Origin of the sequence: Falsiruegeria mediterranea M17, from assembly GCF_900302455.1 — a bacterium.
Classification (GTDB): Bacteria; Pseudomonadota; Alphaproteobacteria; order Rhodobacterales; family Rhodobacteraceae; genus Falsiruegeria; species Falsiruegeria mediterranea.
This window is the reverse complement of record NZ_ONZG01000008.1, coordinates 155010-171348: the sequence shown is the minus strand read 5'-3', so window position 1 is coordinate 171348 and position 16339 is coordinate 155010. Positions and strand designations below refer to the sequence as shown.

Genomic DNA, 16339 nt, shown 5'->3' with positions numbered 1-16339 from the left:
GCATAAAAAATAGGTATTATTTTACCCCACAAATCTCGACCCAGAAACGTATTTTCAATCACCTATGACAATAAACTTGTGGATCGAACCGGTTGGACTATGCCAGTGTACCGACGAAACAACATGGGGATCAGACGACATGGTGGCACCATTGGACGACGTTGTCGCTGCCTACGGCGCATTGTGGGTCGAAAAAGACCCGGCCAAGCGATTGGAACATCTGAACATCGCCTGGGCCGAGGATGGGCGCTATGTCGATCCCAATGGTGATGTTACCGGGCGCGACGGGCTGGCGGACTACATGGACGCCTTTCATGCTCAAGCAAAGGGATCACAGATCGTGGTGACCAGTGCCGCAGTGCACCATCACGAGATGGTGCATTTCACCTGGGCGATGAAGGCTGTCGGCGGCATCCCCCTTCTCAAGGGGCATGATTTTGCCACGCTGGACGCCGATGGCCGCATCAAACAGTTGGTGGGCTTTTTTGGAGACCCGGAACCAATTGGCGGCAAAAAGAGCCTTTTTGGTTTGTTCAAACGCTAAGACGCTCTGGCGGGTTGTCCAGCAGATGACGAAGGCGCATCAGCGCCGCCTCATACGTCGCCAAGGTCACACCCGCGTTCACCGCCAATCGTACCGCATGGGGCGTGCGCGAGGTGCGGCAGGCGTATTCCTCGGCCGAACGGATCTGGATGCCCTGCGCCTCGGCCGCCTGACAGAATGATGCCGCACGCCAACCGGGTGGCAGGGTCAGCCACAGAAATGGCACCGGATGGCGCCAGTTGAGTGAATATGAGCCAAGGATGTTCACCGCGGCCTTGATATAGTCACCTGTCACTTGCTGTAACGCATCCAGCATTTGCGGCAATTGAGGATGTCCCAGCAACACGGCGCTCAAATCCAGCAGTGGCGTCGCCAGACCAAAGAACCCGTGTTCAACGGCGCGGCGCAAATCAGCCACCTGCCCTTCGGGCGCGACGGCGATACCGATGCGCAATGCGGGTGTGATGGACTTGGAGATCGAGGTCACGAACCACGTCCGATCCGGTGCCAGCATCCGATAACCCGGAGCCTGCGCAGGCATGTGGCGATAGCAATCATCCTCGAGCAGGAAAAAACCACGCTTACGTGCAATGGCGACCACGGCTTCGCGCCGGTCCAGCGGAGTGAACAACGTGGTCGGGTTGTGCACCTCGGGTGAGGTACAGAACACCTGCGCCTCGTGTTGACGGGCCAATGCGTCCAAGGCTTCGGGGATCACACCGTGATCGTCCATGGGTACCGGCACAACCTCGGCCCGCAGCAGTTCGGCTGCGCGGCGGAAACCGGGGTATGACAGTTCCTCGACCAGAACCACGGGGCGACGGCCGCGCAAAATGGCCTGCAAGATCATCGAGATCGCGTTCTGGCCACCGTTGGTCAGCACGATTTCTTCTTCGCTCACGCGCCCTAAAGGCGCCTGCGACAACCATTTGAGAGCGGCCTGTCGCGCGGGCAACGCCCCTGCCCGACTTGGGTAATGCATCAGACCCGAGGGCGGATCCTGGGCGATTTGAGCCAAAAGCCGTCGGATCAGCTGTGCCTGCCCGACACTGGGCAGATGGGGTGAGAACATATTGACCGCATAGCCGTTATTGGCATTGCTGTTGTGCGCGATCACGTCCACCTCGATCGGGGCGAAACCATCGTTCTGAGTCTGCGGATCCGCAACAAATGTACCCCGTCCAACCCCCGCTTCGAGCAGCCCTTCGTCGGTCAGGATGGTATAGGCCCGCGCCACGGTGCCCGGTGTAATGGACAATGTATAGGCCAGCTCACGCACGGGCGGCAGCTTCGCGCCAACCTCCAGATCCTTGTTTTCGATGGCTTTTCGGATCGTCGCCGCCACCATCTTGTATTTCGGACCTTTTGCGTCAGGTAAAGCGCTCGGCCAAATTGTACCCATTACAATTCTTCCTTTTAATTGACACAATGCAGAATGTATCAAGTCAATGTACCAAGTAGCGTACTATTGTGTCAATACAATTTGGAAAGGACCCTGTCATGACACGTCTGATGCATAGCCCCGCCCTGACCCTGCTGAACGCCAGCCCCCGGCTGCCGCTGATCGCGGATTTGGCCGTACGCTTTGCGGCGATCGTCACGACATGGGAGCAACGGCGCCGAACCCGCGTCAATCTGAGCTATCTGGATGATCATCTACTGGCTGATGTGGGATTGACCCCAAAACAGCGCACACGCGAGGTCAAACGCCGGTTCTGGCAAATTTGACTGAGATCCCCGTCCCATCTTTCATTTGGGACCTCTTCACTGGCCGGAGCTTGCTCCGGCCTTTTTTGTTATCCGGCCTTGGCAGCGACCGAGCCCGCAGGCGGAATGGAATAGGTCATCGTCGCCCGCGCCACGATCTTGTCCGACCCTTCGGACCGCATCAACACGTCACCCACGGCCAGCAGCTTACCCAGCTTCAGCAACCGCACTTCGGCCAGCATGTCGACGCCACCCTCGGGTTTGCGCATGAAATCCATCGAACAGCTTGTGGTCACAGCCAGCCCCTGCCGCCCGACCCGCGCCAAAACCATCGCATAAACGCCGCAGTCGGCCAGGGCAAACATCGACGGCCCCGAAACGGTGCCGCCCGGACGCAGGTGCCGATGCGCCACCTTCAGGCGCATGATCAGGCGATCTTCGCTAAGCTCTTCGATGGCGAAATCGTCGGAAACCTGTGGAAACACACTGGCCATGTACCCCATCAGTTCTTCGATATTCAGTGCCAGTGACATGCGGCTTTCCCTCTTCCCGTGTTGCCCCTAGAGTTGCCCGCAGATTTGGGTGGAGAGCAAGATGGCAATTCTGGAACGTAACGACAAAGGTGCAGTGGCGCATCTGCACATGAATGCGCCCGAGCGGCTGAATGCGCTGAGCGACGAAATGCTGGCGGCGTTGCAGGATGAGTTCGACCAACTGAAAAATGACCAATCCGTCCGCGCCGTGATTCTGTCAGGTTCGGGCAAGGCATTCTGCGCCGGTCACGATCTGAAACAGATGACAGCCGGGCGTCAGGCCGAAGATGGCGGCAAGGCCTATTTTAAGGATCTGTTTGATCGCTGCGCCCGGATGATGATGACCGTGCAGCAACTGCCGCAGCCTGTGATTGCCCAGGTGCATGGCATTGCCACCGCTGCGGGCTGTCAACTGGTTGCCACCTGCGATCTGGCCATCGCCGCCGAAGGCACAAAGTTCGGGGTCAACGGGGTGAACATCGGCCTTTTCTGCTCGACCCCGATGGTGGCCCTGTCGCGTAACATTCCGCGCAAGCAGGCGTTCGAAATGCTGACCACCGGGCAGTTCATCGACGCGGCACGCGCTGAAGAGTTGGGCCTGATCAATCGGGCCGTTCCAGCCGAAGATCTGGTAACACAAACCGCCGCCTTGGCCGAAACACTTGCAGGCAAACTTGGTGCTGCCGTCAAAGTCGGCAAACAAGCGTTTTATCAGCAGATGCAGATGCCGCTGGATCAGGCCTATGCCTATACCGGCGATGTCATGGTCGAAAACATGCTTTACCGAGACACCGAAGAGGGAATCGCCGCCTTCATCGAAAAACGGGACCCCGATTGGACCCAGTAATTTGATCGTTTCCCGAAACTGGTAAAATTGTTTCCAAATTTGAACTTTCAATCTGGGCAACACTGTGGCAAACATTGGGCAAGGGCCCGGTAAAGGCTGGGCACTTAAGCGATTTTTGGGTCGCCGTGGGCGGAAGGTCCCTCCTTGTCAGCCTCTCTCTGACACCGACATTCCCGCAGCGGCGACCCCAAAAACAACCCCCGTCACAATTGGACAACAGGGCACTCAGGGTCGGTTTACCCCTTGACCGGTGTTGTCGGGCGTTGCGTGCACGCGCGCCCTGCCCTAAATGGCACCCCATGACACAAGTTTTGCATATCGTGGGCGGCGGCATGGCCGGGTCCGAGGCCGCCTGGCAGGCGGCGGAAATGGGCGTAGACGTGGTGCTGCACGAAATGCGCCCCAAGGTCGAAACCTTTGCCCACCAGACCGGCAACTTGGGCGAGATGGTGTGTTCGAACTCCTTCCGTTCGGACGATGACGAACAAAACGCCGTTGGCCTGCTGCATTGGGAAATGCGCGCCGCCAATGGCCTGATCATGACAACCGCCGACAAGCACAAGCTCCCCGCGGGTGGCGCACTTGCCGTCGACCGCGAGCCTTTTGCCGAGACCGTCACGGCCAAACTCAAGGCGCATCCCCGTGTGACCGTGTCCTATGATGAGATCACTACGCTGCCAGACGACGGCCATTGGATCTTTGCCACCGGCCCGCTGACCTCGCCTGATCTGGGCGCGGCGATTCAGGCGGAAACTGGTGCCGAAGCGCTGGCCTTTTTCGACGCCATTGCGCCGATCATCTATGCCGAGAGCATCGACATGTCCAAAGCATGGATGCAGTCACGATATGACAAGGGCGAGACCGAAGAAGAACGCACCGCTTATCTGAACTGCCCGATGGACAAGGACCAATACGAGGCGTTCATCGACGCGCTGCTGGCTGCTGACAAGACCGAGTTCCACGAAGGCGAAACCGCTGGCTATTTCGACGGCTGCCTGCCGATCGAGGTGATGGCCGAGCGCGGTCGTGAAACCTTGCGCCATGGGCCGATGAAACCCGTTGGTCTGACCAATCCGCATCAGCCAGACGTCAAGGCCCATGCGGTGGTGCAGCTGCGCCGCGACAACGCGCTTGGCACGCTGTTCAACATCGTGGGCTTCCAAACCAAGATGAAATACGGCGCCCAGACCGAAGTGCTGCGCATGATCCCCGGCCTGGAAAACGCCAGCTTTGCACGCCTGGGCGGCATTCACCGCAACACGTTCTTGAATTCACCCACCCTGCTCGACGATCAGATGCGGTTGAAATCACGGCCCAATCTGCGGTTTGCCGGTCAGATCACTGGCGTTGAAGGTTATGTCGAAAGCGCGGCCATGGGCCTTCTCGCGGGGCGGATGGCCGCCGCCGAGATTCTGGGGATCACACTGCCACAGGTACCGCAGGACAGCGCCATGGGCGCCCTGATCCACCACATTACCGGCGGGGCCGAAGCCAAGACGTTTCAGCCGATGAACGTCAACTTTGGCTTGTTCCGTCCTGTCGATGGCCTGAAAGGCGGACGCCGCGGGCGCAAGGACCGCTACAAGGCCTATACCGATCGCGCCAAGGCCGCCTGGAGCGACTGGCTGGGGCATTCCACTCTGGACGCGGCCTGAAACCCGCGCTTAACATACAGGCCATGAGTGAGAAATTCCTGGCCGACGCCTATAGCCTAGACACCCCCGAAGCGACCCGTGATCACTACGACAAATGGGCCGCCTCATACGATGCCGAGATCGCCGAGAACGGCTATGCCACGCCTGGTCGTGTGGCCGAGGCGTTGAAGGCACATATCGCGGATCTGGACACGCCCGTTTTGGATTTTGGATGTGGCACCGGGCTGTCCGGTCTGGCGCTGCGACGAGCGGGGTTCACGACCGTGGACGGGATGGACCCATCGTCCGAAATGCTGGACGGTGCGCGCACCAAAGCCGCCTATCGCACCCTGACGGGGTTCGACATCGCGGACCCCGCCCCGGTGACCCAAGGGGCATATTCCGCCATCACCGCGACGGGTGTCATCGGCATCGGGGCGGCGCCGCCCGAAACCTTTGACCTGCTGATGAATGCGCTGCCGCGGCGCGGCTTGCTGGCCTTTTCATTCAACGATCACGCGCTAAGCGATCCTCAATTCGAGGGGCGCCTTATGGAATGGCTGGACATGGGGGCCGCACACCTGTTGAGCAAAGACTACGGCGATCACCTCCCGGGCATGGACATGAAATCCAACGTCTACGTTGTTGAAAAAGCGTAATGTTCAGAACTCGCTTTGCCCCGTCCCCGACGGGACCGCTGCACCTTGGGCATTCCTATTCGGCTTTGCTGGCCTATGATATGGCACAGGCCGAGCACGGCCAGTTCCTGCTCAGGATCGAAGACACGGATACGGCCCGCGCCCGCGACCATTGGGAGGCGCAGATCTACGATGACCTGTACTGGCTTGGACTGAGCTGGGAAACACCCGTCCTGCGCCAATCCGAGCATTTAGAGCGTTACAACGCGTCCCTGATGCAGATGGCGGATCGCGGGTTGATCTACCCTTGTTCGTGCCGCCGCAGCGACATCCGCACCGCCCTGTCGGCCCCGCAAGAAGGCGCGCCACTGGCCCCTGGCGTCTATCCCGGCACCTGTCGTGGGCGGGGTATGGACAGCCGCCAACCCGGCGATGCGCTGCGCCTGGACATGGCCAAGGCTTTGCAGCAGGTGCCTGAGATGCGCCTGATCGAAACCGGGCTGAAACACGCGGGCACCCATATGGTGAACCCTGCGCAACTGATCAACGAAATCGGCGATCCGGTTTTGGGCCGCAAAGAAATCGAAACCCCATCCTACGTGCTGGCCGCCGTCATCGACGACGCAGTACAAGAGATCACCCATGTGGTGCGCGGTGAAGACCTGTATCAGACATCATTTCTGCAAGTGTTGCTGCAACACCTGCTAGACCTGCCCACCCCCATCTACCACCACCACCGGCTGATCCGCGACGACGCGGGCAAACGCCTGGCCAAACGCGACGATTCCAAGGCGATCGCCAGATACCGCAAAGAGGGTGCCACACCTTCGGACCTGCGCGTTCTTGTGGGTTTACCGCAACCCCTTGCTTCTTCTTATCAAAAACACGACCGCCGGAGGCCATGACGCATCTGCGCCATTACTCCATCGGCTTCATCAACTCGACCTCGTCGCCCTGACGCACCGCAGTATAGAAACACGTCCGGCGATTGGTGTGGCACGCAGCCCCCGTCTGGTTCACGGTCACCAGCAGGCAATCTCGGTCGCAATCAACCCGAAAATCCACCAGTTCCTGAACGTGGCCCGAGCTTTCGCCCTTGATCCAGAACGACTGCCGTGAGCGCGACCAATAGGTGACCCGCCCCGTCTCAAGCGTCTTTGCCACGGCTTCGGCGTTCATCCAGGCCATCATCAGCACCTCACCCGAGGTCGCGTCCTGTGCAATTGCCGGGATCAGGCCGGCGTCATTATAGGTCAGTGTCGAAGGATCGAAAGTCATGGCAAAAACCTTTTGCATCGGAGCGTTGGCCCACTATGTATGGGGAACGAACAACGAGGGAAAGCCATGTCCGGCGAAACCGATCTGATCAAGCTTTATTCGGCGAAAATTCTAGCGCTGGCAGCTGATATTCCGCATCTAGACCGGCTGGAGAACCCCGGCGCTACCGTCAAACGACGTTCGCCGCTGTGTGGTTCAACCGTGACCGTGGACGTGACCATGAAGGACGGCAAGATCGCCGAATACGGGCAGGACGTAAAGGCCTGCGCGCTTGGCCAGGCCTCGGCTTCGGTCGTCGGCAGTGCCATCATCGGCGCCACGCGAGCGCAAGTAGAAACCGCACGCGATCAGCTCAAAGCCATGCTCAAGACCGACGGTCCTGTTCCCGATGCGCCCTTTGACGGGCTCGAAGTGTTGATCCCCGCGCGCGACTACAAGAACCGCCATGCCTCGATCCTTCTTGCGCTAGAAGCAACACTCGAAGCGATGGATCAGGCAGAACAGGCCAACTGCGCCTGACGCTGGCCAACGTGCACTCATGCCGCTAGGCTCCCCCCTGTTTTCAGGGGAGAGTTGAGTTGCAGGAAGTGATTGATAGTTTTGTGACCCTTTGGGTTGTCATTGATCCGATTGGGACTGTTCCGGTTTTCATTGCCGTCACCGCCGGACTGGACGCAGCAGCGCGGCGCAAGACGGCTTTTCAGGCCGCGCTGGTCAGTGCCGGTGTCCTGCTGTTCTTTCTGGTGTTCGGTCAATTGCTCATTGACGCGCTGGATATCGGTCTGAACTCCTTTCAGGTCGCGGGCGGCATCGTTTTGTTTCTGTTTGCCCTGACAATGATTTTCGGCGAAAGCAAACCGGAAACAGATCAAAAACAGTCCGAACAATACAACGCCGCAGACACTGAGAAACCCAATCCGGCCATCTTTCCGCTGGCTGTGCCATCGCTTGCGTCACCCGGCGCCATGCTGGCAATCGTTATGCTCACGGACAACAATCAGGTGGGAATTGCGGATCAGGCTTTGACAGCAGGTGTCATGCTGGTGGTCATTGCCGCTGCCTTTTTGTTCATGCTGTTTGCTGATCCGATCATTCGTCTGATCGGTCACGCAGGATCCGCAATTGTCAGCCGTGTGATGGGAATGATCTTGGCCTCGGTCGCCGCCAACGCTGTGCTGTCAGCGATCTTGGAAATCGTTAAAACCGGCCAACTCTAAAGAAAAATCCGCCGCTCTTTCGGGCGGGAAAGAGCGGCGGCAGGTATTGCGGGTCTCATGTGGGGTCCGGGGGCCATTCAGGGGCCGAGGCAGGGCCCGTTCAGGGTAAGGATAGGCAGGTCACCCTTTCATCAATGGGACAGGATGCGAATGGGTCCGGGCATGAGATCGCAGGCAGAAATTCGGGTATCAGAGGTTGGGAAGATGCAACGCCACCACAAGCATCACCACCAGAGACGCAGCCCCCGCCGCATCTTGCAGCAACGTGTTCTGGGATCGGGTCAGGGCGGTTTTGATCTGGCTCAGCATCTGGCGTCTCCGGGTTAATGGTCAATGTCAGCGTTAAGTCTTTGTTGACCTTTTGTTCTCATTTTCCGGTGCGCGTGTAAAGAACTTTTTGAGAACATTTGTGAACTTTCTTGTTTTCACAAGGAGAACATGAGGGCGCAACGTTCCACAAAGACACCGGATAACAGTGACTTACCCGACCGAGATCAATCGGATTGCCTGATCCTGCTTCATCAGCCACAGAAGAACACGCGCCGCCTGTCCCCGTTCCGTCGAAAGGTCGGGATCAGCAGCCAGCAGGGCCCGTGCATCTGACTGCGCCACCGCCATCAGTGAGGCTTGGCGTTCAAGGTCTGCGATCTGGAACCTGGGCAGCCCCGATTGAGCCGTCCCGATCAGATCGCCCGCGCCCCTCATCTGCAGGTCGGTTTCGGCGATACGGAACCCGTCCTCGGTCTCGCGCAGCACCTCAAGCCGTTTGCGCCCCGTTTCGCTGAGCGGTGCTTGGTACATCAACAGACAGGTCGATTCCGCGTCACCGCGCCCCACCCTGCCGCGTAGCTGGTGCAGCTGTGCCAGGCCGAATATCTCGGCCCGTTCGATCACCATGATGGTGGCATTGGGCACGTTCACCCCCACCTCGATCACCGTGGTGGCGACCAGAACCTTGGTTTCGCCCGCCTGAAACGCCGCCATGGCGGCGTCTTTGTCCGCAGGCGGCATCTGGCCATGCACCAGCCCCACGACGCCCTCACCCAAAATCGCGCGCAGGCGTTTGAACCGGTCTTCGGCCGCAGTCAGGTCGACCAGTTCGGACTCGTCCACCAACGGGCAAACCCAATAGCATTGCCGCCCCTCGTCAATGGCCTGCCGTAGCCTGTCGACGACCGCATCCATCCGGTCCGTACTGATCACAGCGGTCTTGATCGGCTTTCGCCCCGGTGGCTTCTCATCCAGGATCGAGACATCCATATCGCCGTATTGCGCCAGCGACAGGCTGCGTGGAATCGGCGTGGCGGTCATCACCAGCACATCCGCGCCGACGCCCTTTTTGGCCAGCTCCATTCGCTGGCGCACACCGAACCGGTGCTGTTCATCGATGATGGCCAGCCGCAGGTCATCAAAGGCCACATCGGCCTGAAACACCGCATGGGTGCCGACCAGGATCTGAATGTCACCCCGTTCCAACGCCGCCAGCTTGGCTCGCCGTTCTGCGCCCTTGTCGCGCCCCGTGAGCAGTTCCAGCACCACGCCCGCGTCCTCGGCCAGAGGCTGCAATGCCTCCAGATGCTGACGCGCCAGGATTTCAGTAGGCGCCATCATCACACCCTGCCCGCCGGCCTCGACCGCGACCAGCAGCGCCATGAAGGCCACCAACGTTTTGCCTGCGCCCACGTCACCCTGCAGCAGTCGGTTCATCCGCTGGTTTGAGGCCATATCTGCGGCAATCTCTTCGATCGCACGGGCCTGGGCTCCAGTCGGACGATAGGGCAGCTTGCTCAGAACCCCTGATTGCAACTCGCCCGTGGCGACGCTGATCACGCCGCGGGTCTTGCGCTCGCGTTGTCGCGCAAGGGCCAGCGTCATCTGATGCGCCATCAACTCGTCATACGCCAGCCGCATGCGTGCAAGCGAAAACGGGCTGACATCATCCAGGCCTTGCGGGTGATGCGCCGCATCCATCGCAGTGGCCCAATCGGGCCAGCCCTCGCGCTCCAGATGCGCGGGGTCAATCCATTCTGCCAGTTCTGGTGCGCGGGCCAAGGCACTTTGCGCCGCCTTGTACGCCGTCTTTTGTGTAACACCTTGGGTCAGGTGATAGACCGGCTCGAACTCGGGGATGTCGCCTGCCTCGGCCACCGGCAGGATATGATCGGGGTGAACCATCTGGGCCATACCATCAAACAGTTCCAGCTTGCCCGACACCACCCGCTCTGCCCCCTGCGGCAGAAGACGATTGAGGTAATCCGAACGCGCATGAAAAAACACCAGCTGGAAATCCATCTGCGCGTCATGCACATGGATGCGATAGGCCCCACCGCGATTGCGGGACGGGCGGTGGCTGTGGACGGTCACCGTGACCGTCAGCGTGCTGGGCAGATCAGCACCCTTGATCGTGTCACGGCGACGGCGGTCAACTACCGCGTAAGGCAGCGAATAGAGCACATCACGGGGCGTCTCGATCTCAAGCGCGCCCAGCAGGTTGGCCGTTTTCGGACCAACGCCATCCAGCGTTTCAAGCCCCGCAAACAGCGGGAACAGGGGCTCAGGACGACCGCTCATAGCCCCTCGATCAGCTCTAACCAGCCGTCTTCGTCCAGCGTCTCGATCCCCAAATCTGCGGCCTTCTTGGCTTTGGACCCTGCGCCAGGCCCCGCTACCAGCAGGTCGGTCTTCTTGCTGACCGAGCCGGAGACCTTGGCACCCAGCGACTCTGCGCGGGCCTTGGCCTCGGCCCGGGTCATTTTTTCAAGCGTGCCGGTGAAGACGACGGTTTTGCCCGCGACGGGACTGTCTTGCGTGGGTGCCTCTGGCGGCACAATGGTCAGATGGGCGCGCAAAGCGTCGAACGCGGCGCGCTCATCAGCGTTGGCAAAGGCGTCCGACAACGACAAGCCCAAAGTGGCACCGATGCCGTCGATGCCGGTCAAATCGGCCCAGGCGGCGGTGGCCTCGGCCGGGATGTCAGCCAGGGTCAGGACCTTGTCGCGGGCCTCTTTCACACGGGCCCGGCGACCTTCGGAATTGGCTGCGATCCGCTCAGCCTCTTCTGCTTCATCCGCTGCGCGATGCGCCAAGGCTGCCGGACGGGCCGTGTCGACGGCCTGCGCCATGGCGTCCCAATCACCGTAATGCAGCGCAAGGTCACGCGCCCCGACCTCACCCACGTGGCGGATACCAAGGGCAAAGATCAGCCGAATCAAAGGAATAGTACGCTTTTCGTCAATGGCCGCGAACAGGTTGCTAGCTGATGTATCGCCCCAGCCATCGCGGTTCTTGAGCCGCGCCAGAGTGGCTGCATCGCGAGCTTGCAGTGTAAAGATATCTTCGGGCGTGCGGATCGGCAGCACCTCATCGCCATGAAACATCTCAATCTGTTTGGCGCCCAGACCTTCGATGTCGAACGCCTTGCGAGAGACGAAATGTTTCAGCTTTTCAACAGCCTGCGCAGGACAAATAATCCCACCGGTGCATCGGCGTACGGCATCGCCTTCTTCACGGATGGCAGGGCTGCCGCATTCGGGGCATGTCGTAGGAAAGACGTAAGGCTGCGCGTTGTGGGACCGTTTAGACAAGTCCACATCGGCCACTTTGGGGATCACGTCACCGGCGCGGTAGACCTGCACCCAATCGCCGACCCGAATGTCCTTGCCGCCCCGTATCTCATTGCCCGAGGCATCGCGGCCCTGGATGTAATCTTCGTTGTGCAGCGTCGCGTTCGAGACGACAACGCCGCCCACGGTGACCGGGGCCAGACGCGCCACCGGGCTGATCGCGCCGGTGCGGCCCACCTGAATGTCGATCGCCTCAAGCCGGGTCCAGGCGAGTTCCGCGGGGAATTTATGGGCAATCGCCCAACGGGGCGTGGTCGACCGAAAACCAAGCCGCGCTTGCAGGTCCAGATCGTTGACCTTGTAGACGACGCCGTCGATATCATAGCCGAGCGTCGCGCGCTGCTCTTCGATGTCGTGGTAATGCGCGATCAACGCGGCAGGTGTCGCGCAGAGTTTGGTGAGCGGATTGGTCTGGAACCCCAAATCGGCCAACTTTTCAATGGCCCCCATCTGCGTTTGCGCAAGCGGTGCGGACAGATCCCCCCAGGCATACGCGAAGAACCGCAAAGGGCGGGATTTGGTGATTTCCGCATCCAATTGCCGCAAGGAACCCGCGGCGGCGTTGCGCGGATTGGCAAAGGTTTTTCCGCCCCGCTCGGTCTGACGCGCATTCAGCGCCTCGAAATCCGGATGGGACATATAGACCTCACCCCGCACTTCAAGCACATCCGGCGCGCCCTGCAATTGTTGCGGAATATCCGTGATGGTGCGGGCATTGGCAGTGACGTTTTCGCCCGTCTCGCCATCCCCCCGGGTGGCGGCCTGCACCAATACACCCTGCTCATACCGCAGGGACAGGGACAGACCGTCGATCTTGGGTTCAGCCGTATAGGCCAGCGGATCTTTGCCCCCAAGTCCCAAGTATTTACGAATCGATGTATCGAATCCATCGACGTCTTCGTCATCAAAAGCGTTGCCCAGCGACAGCATCCGCACCACATGGGTGATCTTGGAGAACGCCTCAGCAGGCCCAGCTCCCACCTGATCGGTTGGGCTGTCGTCGCGCTTGAGTTGCGGAAACCGTGCTTCGATCGCAGTATTGCGCCGTTTCAGCGCATCATAATCTGCATCTGACATCACCGGATCGTCAGCGCTGTGATAGGCGGCATTTGCCTGCCCCAAAAGATCCGCCAGCCGGGCCAGTTCAGCGCTGGCTTGTTCCTCGGTCATGGCTTTGATGTCGGTGGTGTCTGTCACGGCCTCGCCCCAAACTTGATAGTAGCTCCAAGTGATAGGGCGAGGCCACGATCAGGTCCAGATGTCTTCATCGTGAGTGGTGGTGGCTGCCTGGACCAGCAGCCTGGACTTGCCTGTGCCGATCACGCACCAACGGCGAGGCGCGGATCACTCATTTCATTGGGTTGCGGGTCCCGCAGCACATAACCGCGGCCCCAGACTGTCTCGATATAGTTTTCGCCGTCGGTTGCATTGCTGAGCTTTTTGCGCAGCTTGCAGATAAACACGTCGATGATCTTGAGCTCCGGTTCATCCATGCCCCCGTAGAGATGGTTAAGGAACATCTCTTTGGTGAGCGTTGTCCCCTTACGCAGGCTCAGCAGCTCGAGCATCTGGTATTCCTTGCCGGTCAGATGCACGGTTTGCCCGCCCACCTCGACCGTCTTGGCATCCAGGTTAACCGAGATCTTGCCGGTCTTGATGATCGATTGCGAATGCCCCTTAGAGCGGCGGATGATCGCGTGAATGCGGGCCACCAGTTCTTCGCGATGGAAGGGTTTGGTCAGGTAATCATCCGCCCCAAAGCCGAACCCCTTGATCTTGCTTTCGGTGTCATCGGCGCCCGACAGGATCAGAATCGGCGTTTCGATTCGCGCCATACGCAGCTGGCGCAGCACCTCATGTCCGTTCATATCCGGCAGATTCAGGTCCAAAAGGATCAGGTCATAGTCATACAACTTGGCCAGATCGATCCCCTCTTCGCCCAGGTCCGTTGCATATACGTTCAAGTTGGCATGCGTCAGCATCAACTCGATGCTCTTGGATGTCGTTGGATCGTCTTCAACAAGAAGTACGCGCATTGAATGTCTCCGCCTAAGTCAGGTCCCGTGATTGTGATCAACCGTGACGAATAAAGGTTAACCTCCCGTTACCGTTAATGCAGTTATGAAAGATCAACCTAAAGTTGTCTATATTTTTTTAGCGCAGTCACCTTCAACGCATCGGTGCCATGGTCGGCAACTGCTGACACCCACCCGTTAAATTCCTCTTCACTGAGTCCATAAAGCTTCATCGCGTCGGGCAATGTGATCAGCCCGTAGAGCACGCCCCGCACCACCGCAATCTTGCGGGAAGCAACCCATCGTTGAGTGTCCGGAGGCGGAAGATCGGCCCGTGTCATGATGGAGCCATCCGGTAAAGTCACTGATCTGGGCCCTTCCACTTTTCGCAAAAACATCACCTGTCCCTTCTACTGGTACACCAACCTTGACCCAGCCTACTTAATGGGGTGTGAAACCGCCCCTTGAGAGTGTGTAGGATTTTCTTATATTCCGCTGGTCTTTCCCGATCGCACAGGAGCCGCCCAATGGCGCTGGACACAGACACACCGCTGAACTCGCTTGGATTTGCGAAACCCCCGTCGGAAACGCGGGTCGTTGTTGCCATGTCAGGGGGTGTCGACAGCTCGGTCGTGGCCGCTTACCTGTCCGATCAGGGCTATGACGTGGTGGGCGTGACGCTTCAGCTTTACGACCATGGCGCTGCGCTGGCCAAGAAAGGCGCCTGCTGCGCGGGCATCGACATCCATGATGCGCGCCGCGTGGCCGAAGAGCGCGGCTTTCCGCATTATGTGCTGGATTACGAAAACATCTTCAAAGACGCCGTGATCGACGAGTTCGCCGACAGCTATCTGGCGGGCGCCACGCCGGTGCCGTGCATTCGCTGCAACGAGCGGGTCAAGTTCAAGGACCTCTTGGAAACCGCCAAGGATCTTGAGGCTGATTGCATGGCGACCGGTCATTACATCCAGCGCATGATGGGTGAAAACGGGCCCGAGCTGCATTCGGCCGAGGATGCCAACCGCGATCAGTCGTATTTCCTGTTCTCAACCACGCCGGAACAGCTTGATTACCTGCGCTTCCCACTGGGCCACCTGCCCTCCAAGGATGCCACCCGCGAAATGGCGGCCGAATATGGCCTGTCGGTGGCCGACAAGCCCGACAGCCAGGACATCTGCTTTGTGCCGAACGGCAACTACGCCAGCGTGATCGAAAAACTGCGCCCCGGCGCGGCCGAACCCGGCCAAATCGTCCATGCCGACGGGCGGGTCCTGGGCGAGCACAACGGCGTCATCCATTACACCATCGGCCAGCGCCGGGGTCTGGGCATCGGCGGCCTCAGCGAGCCGCTTTATGTGGTGAAACTGGACGTCGACAACAAACAGGTCGTTGTCGGCCCCAAAGAGCTGCTGTCGACCCGAACCATCCCCGTGCGCGAGATCAACTGGCTGGGGGATGAGCCGTTTACCTCGCAAAAGGAATGGCACGTCTCGGTCAAGGTGCGCTCAACCCGCCCCCCGCGCGAGGCGATCATCCGACCGCTCAGTGACACCACCGCCGAGGTCGAGCTGCTGAGCCCCGAAGAAGGCGTCTCACCGGGGCAGGCTTGCGTGTTCTATGAAACTGGCGGCAGCCGCATCTTTGGCGGTGGCTGGATCTGGCGCGGGTACTAAGCGACGTCCGTTGCAAGCGGCTCTTCCGCTTCGATCTGAAGCGCATCGTTGAACCGGTTGAACGCACCGCCCAAGGCGATGCGCCAGGTCAGCTCGACGATTTGACCTTCGTCGAACCACTGGCGCAGATCCGACACCTCGGCATCGCGCATACGGCCTGACCGCTCGGTCACGGCGCGTGCATAGCGCACCACCGACTTGTCACGTGCTTCCAGCTCTGTGTTTTCCGCCTCAAGCAGTCTTTCGACGCCTTCGGGGCTGAGACCGGTCACTTTCAGCGACGGCACGTGATGAGACAAACAATAGTCACAGGCGTTAAGCTGTGAAACCGTGACCATGGCCAGCTCGATCACCCGGCGTGGCAGCGCGGTTTCGGCGCGCATGTTCACCAGCATCTCGGTCACATGGTGCAGAACCACCGGGCTTTGCGCGGCGATCCCCGCCCAATTCTGAAACGGACCATAGGCAGCCAAGGCGGCGCAGTCTGCCCGGGTCCGGGAACTCATGGCATCTATAGGGGTGGGAGGAATGCGGCTCATCAGGGGCTCACGTTGTTCGAGATTTGCGCCGATGGGTTTAGGCGACCGAAGCCTGAGGTTGAAATCACGCTTTCGCGCGCTTGACCGCCGG

The 16339-nt window shown here is 59.7% G+C and carries 17 protein-coding genes; 9 read left to right on the top strand and 8 right to left on the bottom strand.

What is annotated here, in order from left to right:
- Positions 1-139: 139 nt before the first annotated feature.
- Entirely contained in the window at positions 140-544 is a 405-nt protein-coding gene (locus TRM7615_RS16300; RefSeq protein WP_165821454.1) for a nuclear transport factor 2 family protein, read from the top strand.
- Here the strand turns inward: TRM7615_RS16300 and TRM7615_RS16295 are convergent.
- On the bottom strand, positions 534-1946 hold the full coding sequence (locus TRM7615_RS16295; RefSeq protein ID WP_108789421.1) for an aminotransferase-like domain-containing protein: 1413 nt from the start codon (positions 1944-1946) through the stop codon (positions 534-536). The two genes, TRM7615_RS16300 and TRM7615_RS16295, sit on opposite strands and share 11 nt — an antisense overlap.
- 98 nt (positions 1947-2044) lie before the next feature.
- Between TRM7615_RS16295 and TRM7615_RS16290 the strand changes: the two genes are divergently transcribed.
- Complete coding sequence (locus tag TRM7615_RS16290; protein WP_108789419.1) at positions 2045-2272, top strand: DUF1127 domain-containing protein; 228 nt, start codon at positions 2045-2047, stop codon at positions 2270-2272.
- Positions 2273-2340: 68 nt separating this feature from the next.
- Here TRM7615_RS16290 and TRM7615_RS16285 read toward each other — a convergent pair whose 3' ends face one another.
- Entirely contained in the window at positions 2341-2784 is a 444-nt protein-coding gene (locus TRM7615_RS16285; RefSeq protein ID WP_108789417.1) for a PaaI family thioesterase, read from the bottom strand.
- 61 nt (positions 2785-2845) lie between these two features.
- Here TRM7615_RS16285 and TRM7615_RS16280 point away from each other — a divergent pair, with 61 nt between their 5' ends.
- The 4 genes from TRM7615_RS16280 to gluQRS all read left to right on the top strand — a co-directional run bounded on the left by TRM7615_RS16280 (position 2846) and on the right by gluQRS (position 6808).
- Positions 2846-3631: an enoyl-CoA hydratase gene (locus TRM7615_RS16280; protein WP_108789415.1), complete on the top strand. Its 786-nt coding sequence runs from the start codon at positions 2846-2848 to the stop codon at positions 3629-3631.
- 299 nt (positions 3632-3930) lie between these two features.
- A complete protein-coding gene (trmFO, locus tag TRM7615_RS16275) occupies positions 3931-5286 on the top strand; it encodes a methylenetetrahydrofolate--tRNA-(uracil(54)-C(5))-methyltransferase (FADH(2)-oxidizing) TrmFO (RefSeq protein WP_108789413.1) in 1356 nt (451 codons plus the stop codon).
- A 23-nt stretch (positions 5287-5309) separates the two neighbouring features.
- Positions 5310-5924 (top strand): class I SAM-dependent DNA methyltransferase, encoded by a 615-nt coding sequence (locus TRM7615_RS16270; RefSeq protein WP_108789411.1) that lies wholly within the window; start codon positions 5310-5312, stop codon positions 5922-5924.
- Positions 5924-6808 carry a tRNA glutamyl-Q(34) synthetase GluQRS gene (gluQRS, locus tag TRM7615_RS16265; RefSeq protein WP_108789409.1) on the top strand — a complete coding sequence of 295 codons (885 nt, stop codon included), beginning with the start codon at positions 5924-5926 and terminating at the stop codon, positions 6806-6808. The genes TRM7615_RS16270 and gluQRS overlap by 1 nt, the downstream gene beginning before the upstream one ends.
- Before the next feature lie 13 nt (positions 6809-6821).
- On the opposite strand, the gene hisI is transcribed toward gluQRS, so the two are convergent.
- A complete protein-coding gene (gene hisI / locus TRM7615_RS16260) occupies positions 6822-7199 on the bottom strand; it encodes a phosphoribosyl-AMP cyclohydrolase (RefSeq protein WP_181892830.1) in 378 nt (125 codons plus the stop codon).
- Positions 7200-7247: 48 nt separating this feature from the next.
- Between hisI and TRM7615_RS16255 the strand changes: the two genes are divergently transcribed.
- The gene (locus tag TRM7615_RS16255; protein ID WP_108789618.1) at positions 7248-7700 is read left to right on the top strand and encodes an iron-sulfur cluster assembly scaffold protein; all 453 of its coding nucleotides are present in this window, start codon (positions 7248-7250) and stop codon (positions 7698-7700) included.
- 59 nt (positions 7701-7759) lie between these two features.
- On the top strand, positions 7760-8398 hold the full coding sequence (locus tag TRM7615_RS16250) for a MarC family protein (protein WP_108789407.1): 639 nt from the start codon (positions 7760-7762) through the stop codon (positions 8396-8398).
- A 480-nt stretch (positions 8399-8878) separates the two neighbouring features.
- Here the strand turns inward: TRM7615_RS16250 and recG are convergent, their stop codons facing one another.
- The 4 genes from recG to sciP all read right to left on the bottom strand — a co-directional run bounded on the left by recG (position 8879) and on the right by sciP (position 14434).
- Complete coding sequence (gene recG / locus TRM7615_RS16245) at positions 8879-10969, bottom strand: ATP-dependent DNA helicase RecG (protein ID WP_108789405.1); 2091 nt, start codon at positions 10967-10969, stop codon at positions 8879-8881.
- Positions 10966-13191 (bottom strand): NAD-dependent DNA ligase LigA, encoded by a 2226-nt coding sequence (ligA, locus tag TRM7615_RS16240; RefSeq protein ID WP_108789616.1) that lies wholly within the window; start codon positions 13189-13191, stop codon positions 10966-10968. Before ligA ends, recG begins: the two co-directional genes overlap by 4 nt.
- A gap of 149 nt (positions 13192-13340) precedes the next feature.
- Complete coding sequence (gene ctrA, locus TRM7615_RS16235) at positions 13341-14057, bottom strand: response regulator transcription factor CtrA (RefSeq protein WP_085795397.1); 717 nt, start codon at positions 14055-14057, stop codon at positions 13341-13343.
- 98 nt (positions 14058-14155) lie between these two features.
- Entirely contained in the window at positions 14156-14434 is a 279-nt protein-coding gene (gene sciP / locus TRM7615_RS16230) for a CtrA inhibitor SciP (protein ID WP_108789403.1), read from the bottom strand.
- A gap of 129 nt (positions 14435-14563) precedes the next feature.
- On the opposite strand from sciP, the gene mnmA reads away from it, so the two are divergent.
- Positions 14564-15709 (top strand): tRNA 2-thiouridine(34) synthase MnmA, encoded by a 1146-nt coding sequence (gene mnmA / locus TRM7615_RS16225; RefSeq protein WP_108789401.1) that lies wholly within the window; start codon positions 14564-14566, stop codon positions 15707-15709.
- Here mnmA and TRM7615_RS16220 read toward each other — a convergent pair.
- Positions 15706-16248 carry a carboxymuconolactone decarboxylase family protein gene (locus tag TRM7615_RS16220; protein WP_108789399.1) on the bottom strand — a complete coding sequence of 181 codons (543 nt, stop codon included), beginning with the start codon at positions 16246-16248 and terminating at the stop codon, positions 15706-15708. The two genes, mnmA and TRM7615_RS16220, sit on opposite strands and share 4 nt — an antisense overlap.
- Between the last annotated feature and the right edge of the window lie 91 nt (positions 16249-16339).

Bases quoted from the DNA above. Each gene is read 5' to 3' on its own strand.
- TRM7615_RS16300 (WP_165821454.1), top strand. From the start codon at position 140: ATGGTGGCACCATTGGACGACGTTGTCGCTGCCTACGGCGCATTGTGG.
- mnmA (WP_108789401.1), top strand. From the start codon at position 14,564: ATGGCGCTGGACACAGACACACCGCTGAACTCGCTTGGATTTGCGAAA.
- hisI (WP_181892830.1), bottom strand. From the start codon at position 7,199: ATGCAAAAGGTTTTTGCCATGACTTTCGATCCTTCGACACTGACCTAT.
- ligA (WP_108789616.1), bottom strand. From the start codon at position 13,191: ATGACCGAGGAACAAGCCAGCGCTGAACTGGCCCGGCTGGCGGATCTT.
- TRM7615_RS16220 (WP_108789399.1), bottom strand. From the start codon at position 16,248: ATGAGCCGCATTCCTCCCACCCCTATAGATGCCATGAGTTCCCGGACC.
- TRM7615_RS16270 (WP_108789411.1), top strand. From the start codon at position 5,310: ATGAGTGAGAAATTCCTGGCCGACGCCTATAGCCTAGACACCCCCGAA.
- TRM7615_RS16285 (WP_108789417.1), bottom strand. From the start codon at position 2,784: ATGTCACTGGCACTGAATATCGAAGAACTGATGGGGTACATGGCCAGT.
- gluQRS (WP_108789409.1), top strand. From the start codon at position 5,924: ATGTTCAGAACTCGCTTTGCCCCGTCCCCGACGGGACCGCTGCACCTT.
- TRM7615_RS16255 (WP_108789618.1), top strand. From the start codon at position 7,248: ATGTCCGGCGAAACCGATCTGATCAAGCTTTATTCGGCGAAAATTCTA.
- trmFO (WP_108789413.1), top strand. From the start codon at position 3,931: ATGACACAAGTTTTGCATATCGTGGGCGGCGGCATGGCCGGGTCCGAG.
- ctrA (WP_085795397.1), bottom strand. From the start codon at position 14,057: ATGCGCGTACTTCTTGTTGAAGACGATCCAACGACATCCAAGAGCATC.
- recG (WP_108789405.1), bottom strand. From the start codon at position 10,969: ATGAGCGGTCGTCCTGAGCCCCTGTTCCCGCTGTTTGCGGGGCTTGAA.
- TRM7615_RS16280 (WP_108789415.1), top strand. From the start codon at position 2,846: ATGGCAATTCTGGAACGTAACGACAAAGGTGCAGTGGCGCATCTGCAC.
- TRM7615_RS16295 (WP_108789421.1), bottom strand. From the start codon at position 1,946: ATGGGTACAATTTGGCCGAGCGCTTTACCTGACGCAAAAGGTCCGAAA.
- TRM7615_RS16290 (WP_108789419.1), top strand. From the start codon at position 2,045: ATGACACGTCTGATGCATAGCCCCGCCCTGACCCTGCTGAACGCCAGC.
- sciP (WP_108789403.1), bottom strand. From the start codon at position 14,434: ATGTTTTTGCGAAAAGTGGAAGGGCCCAGATCAGTGACTTTACCGGAT.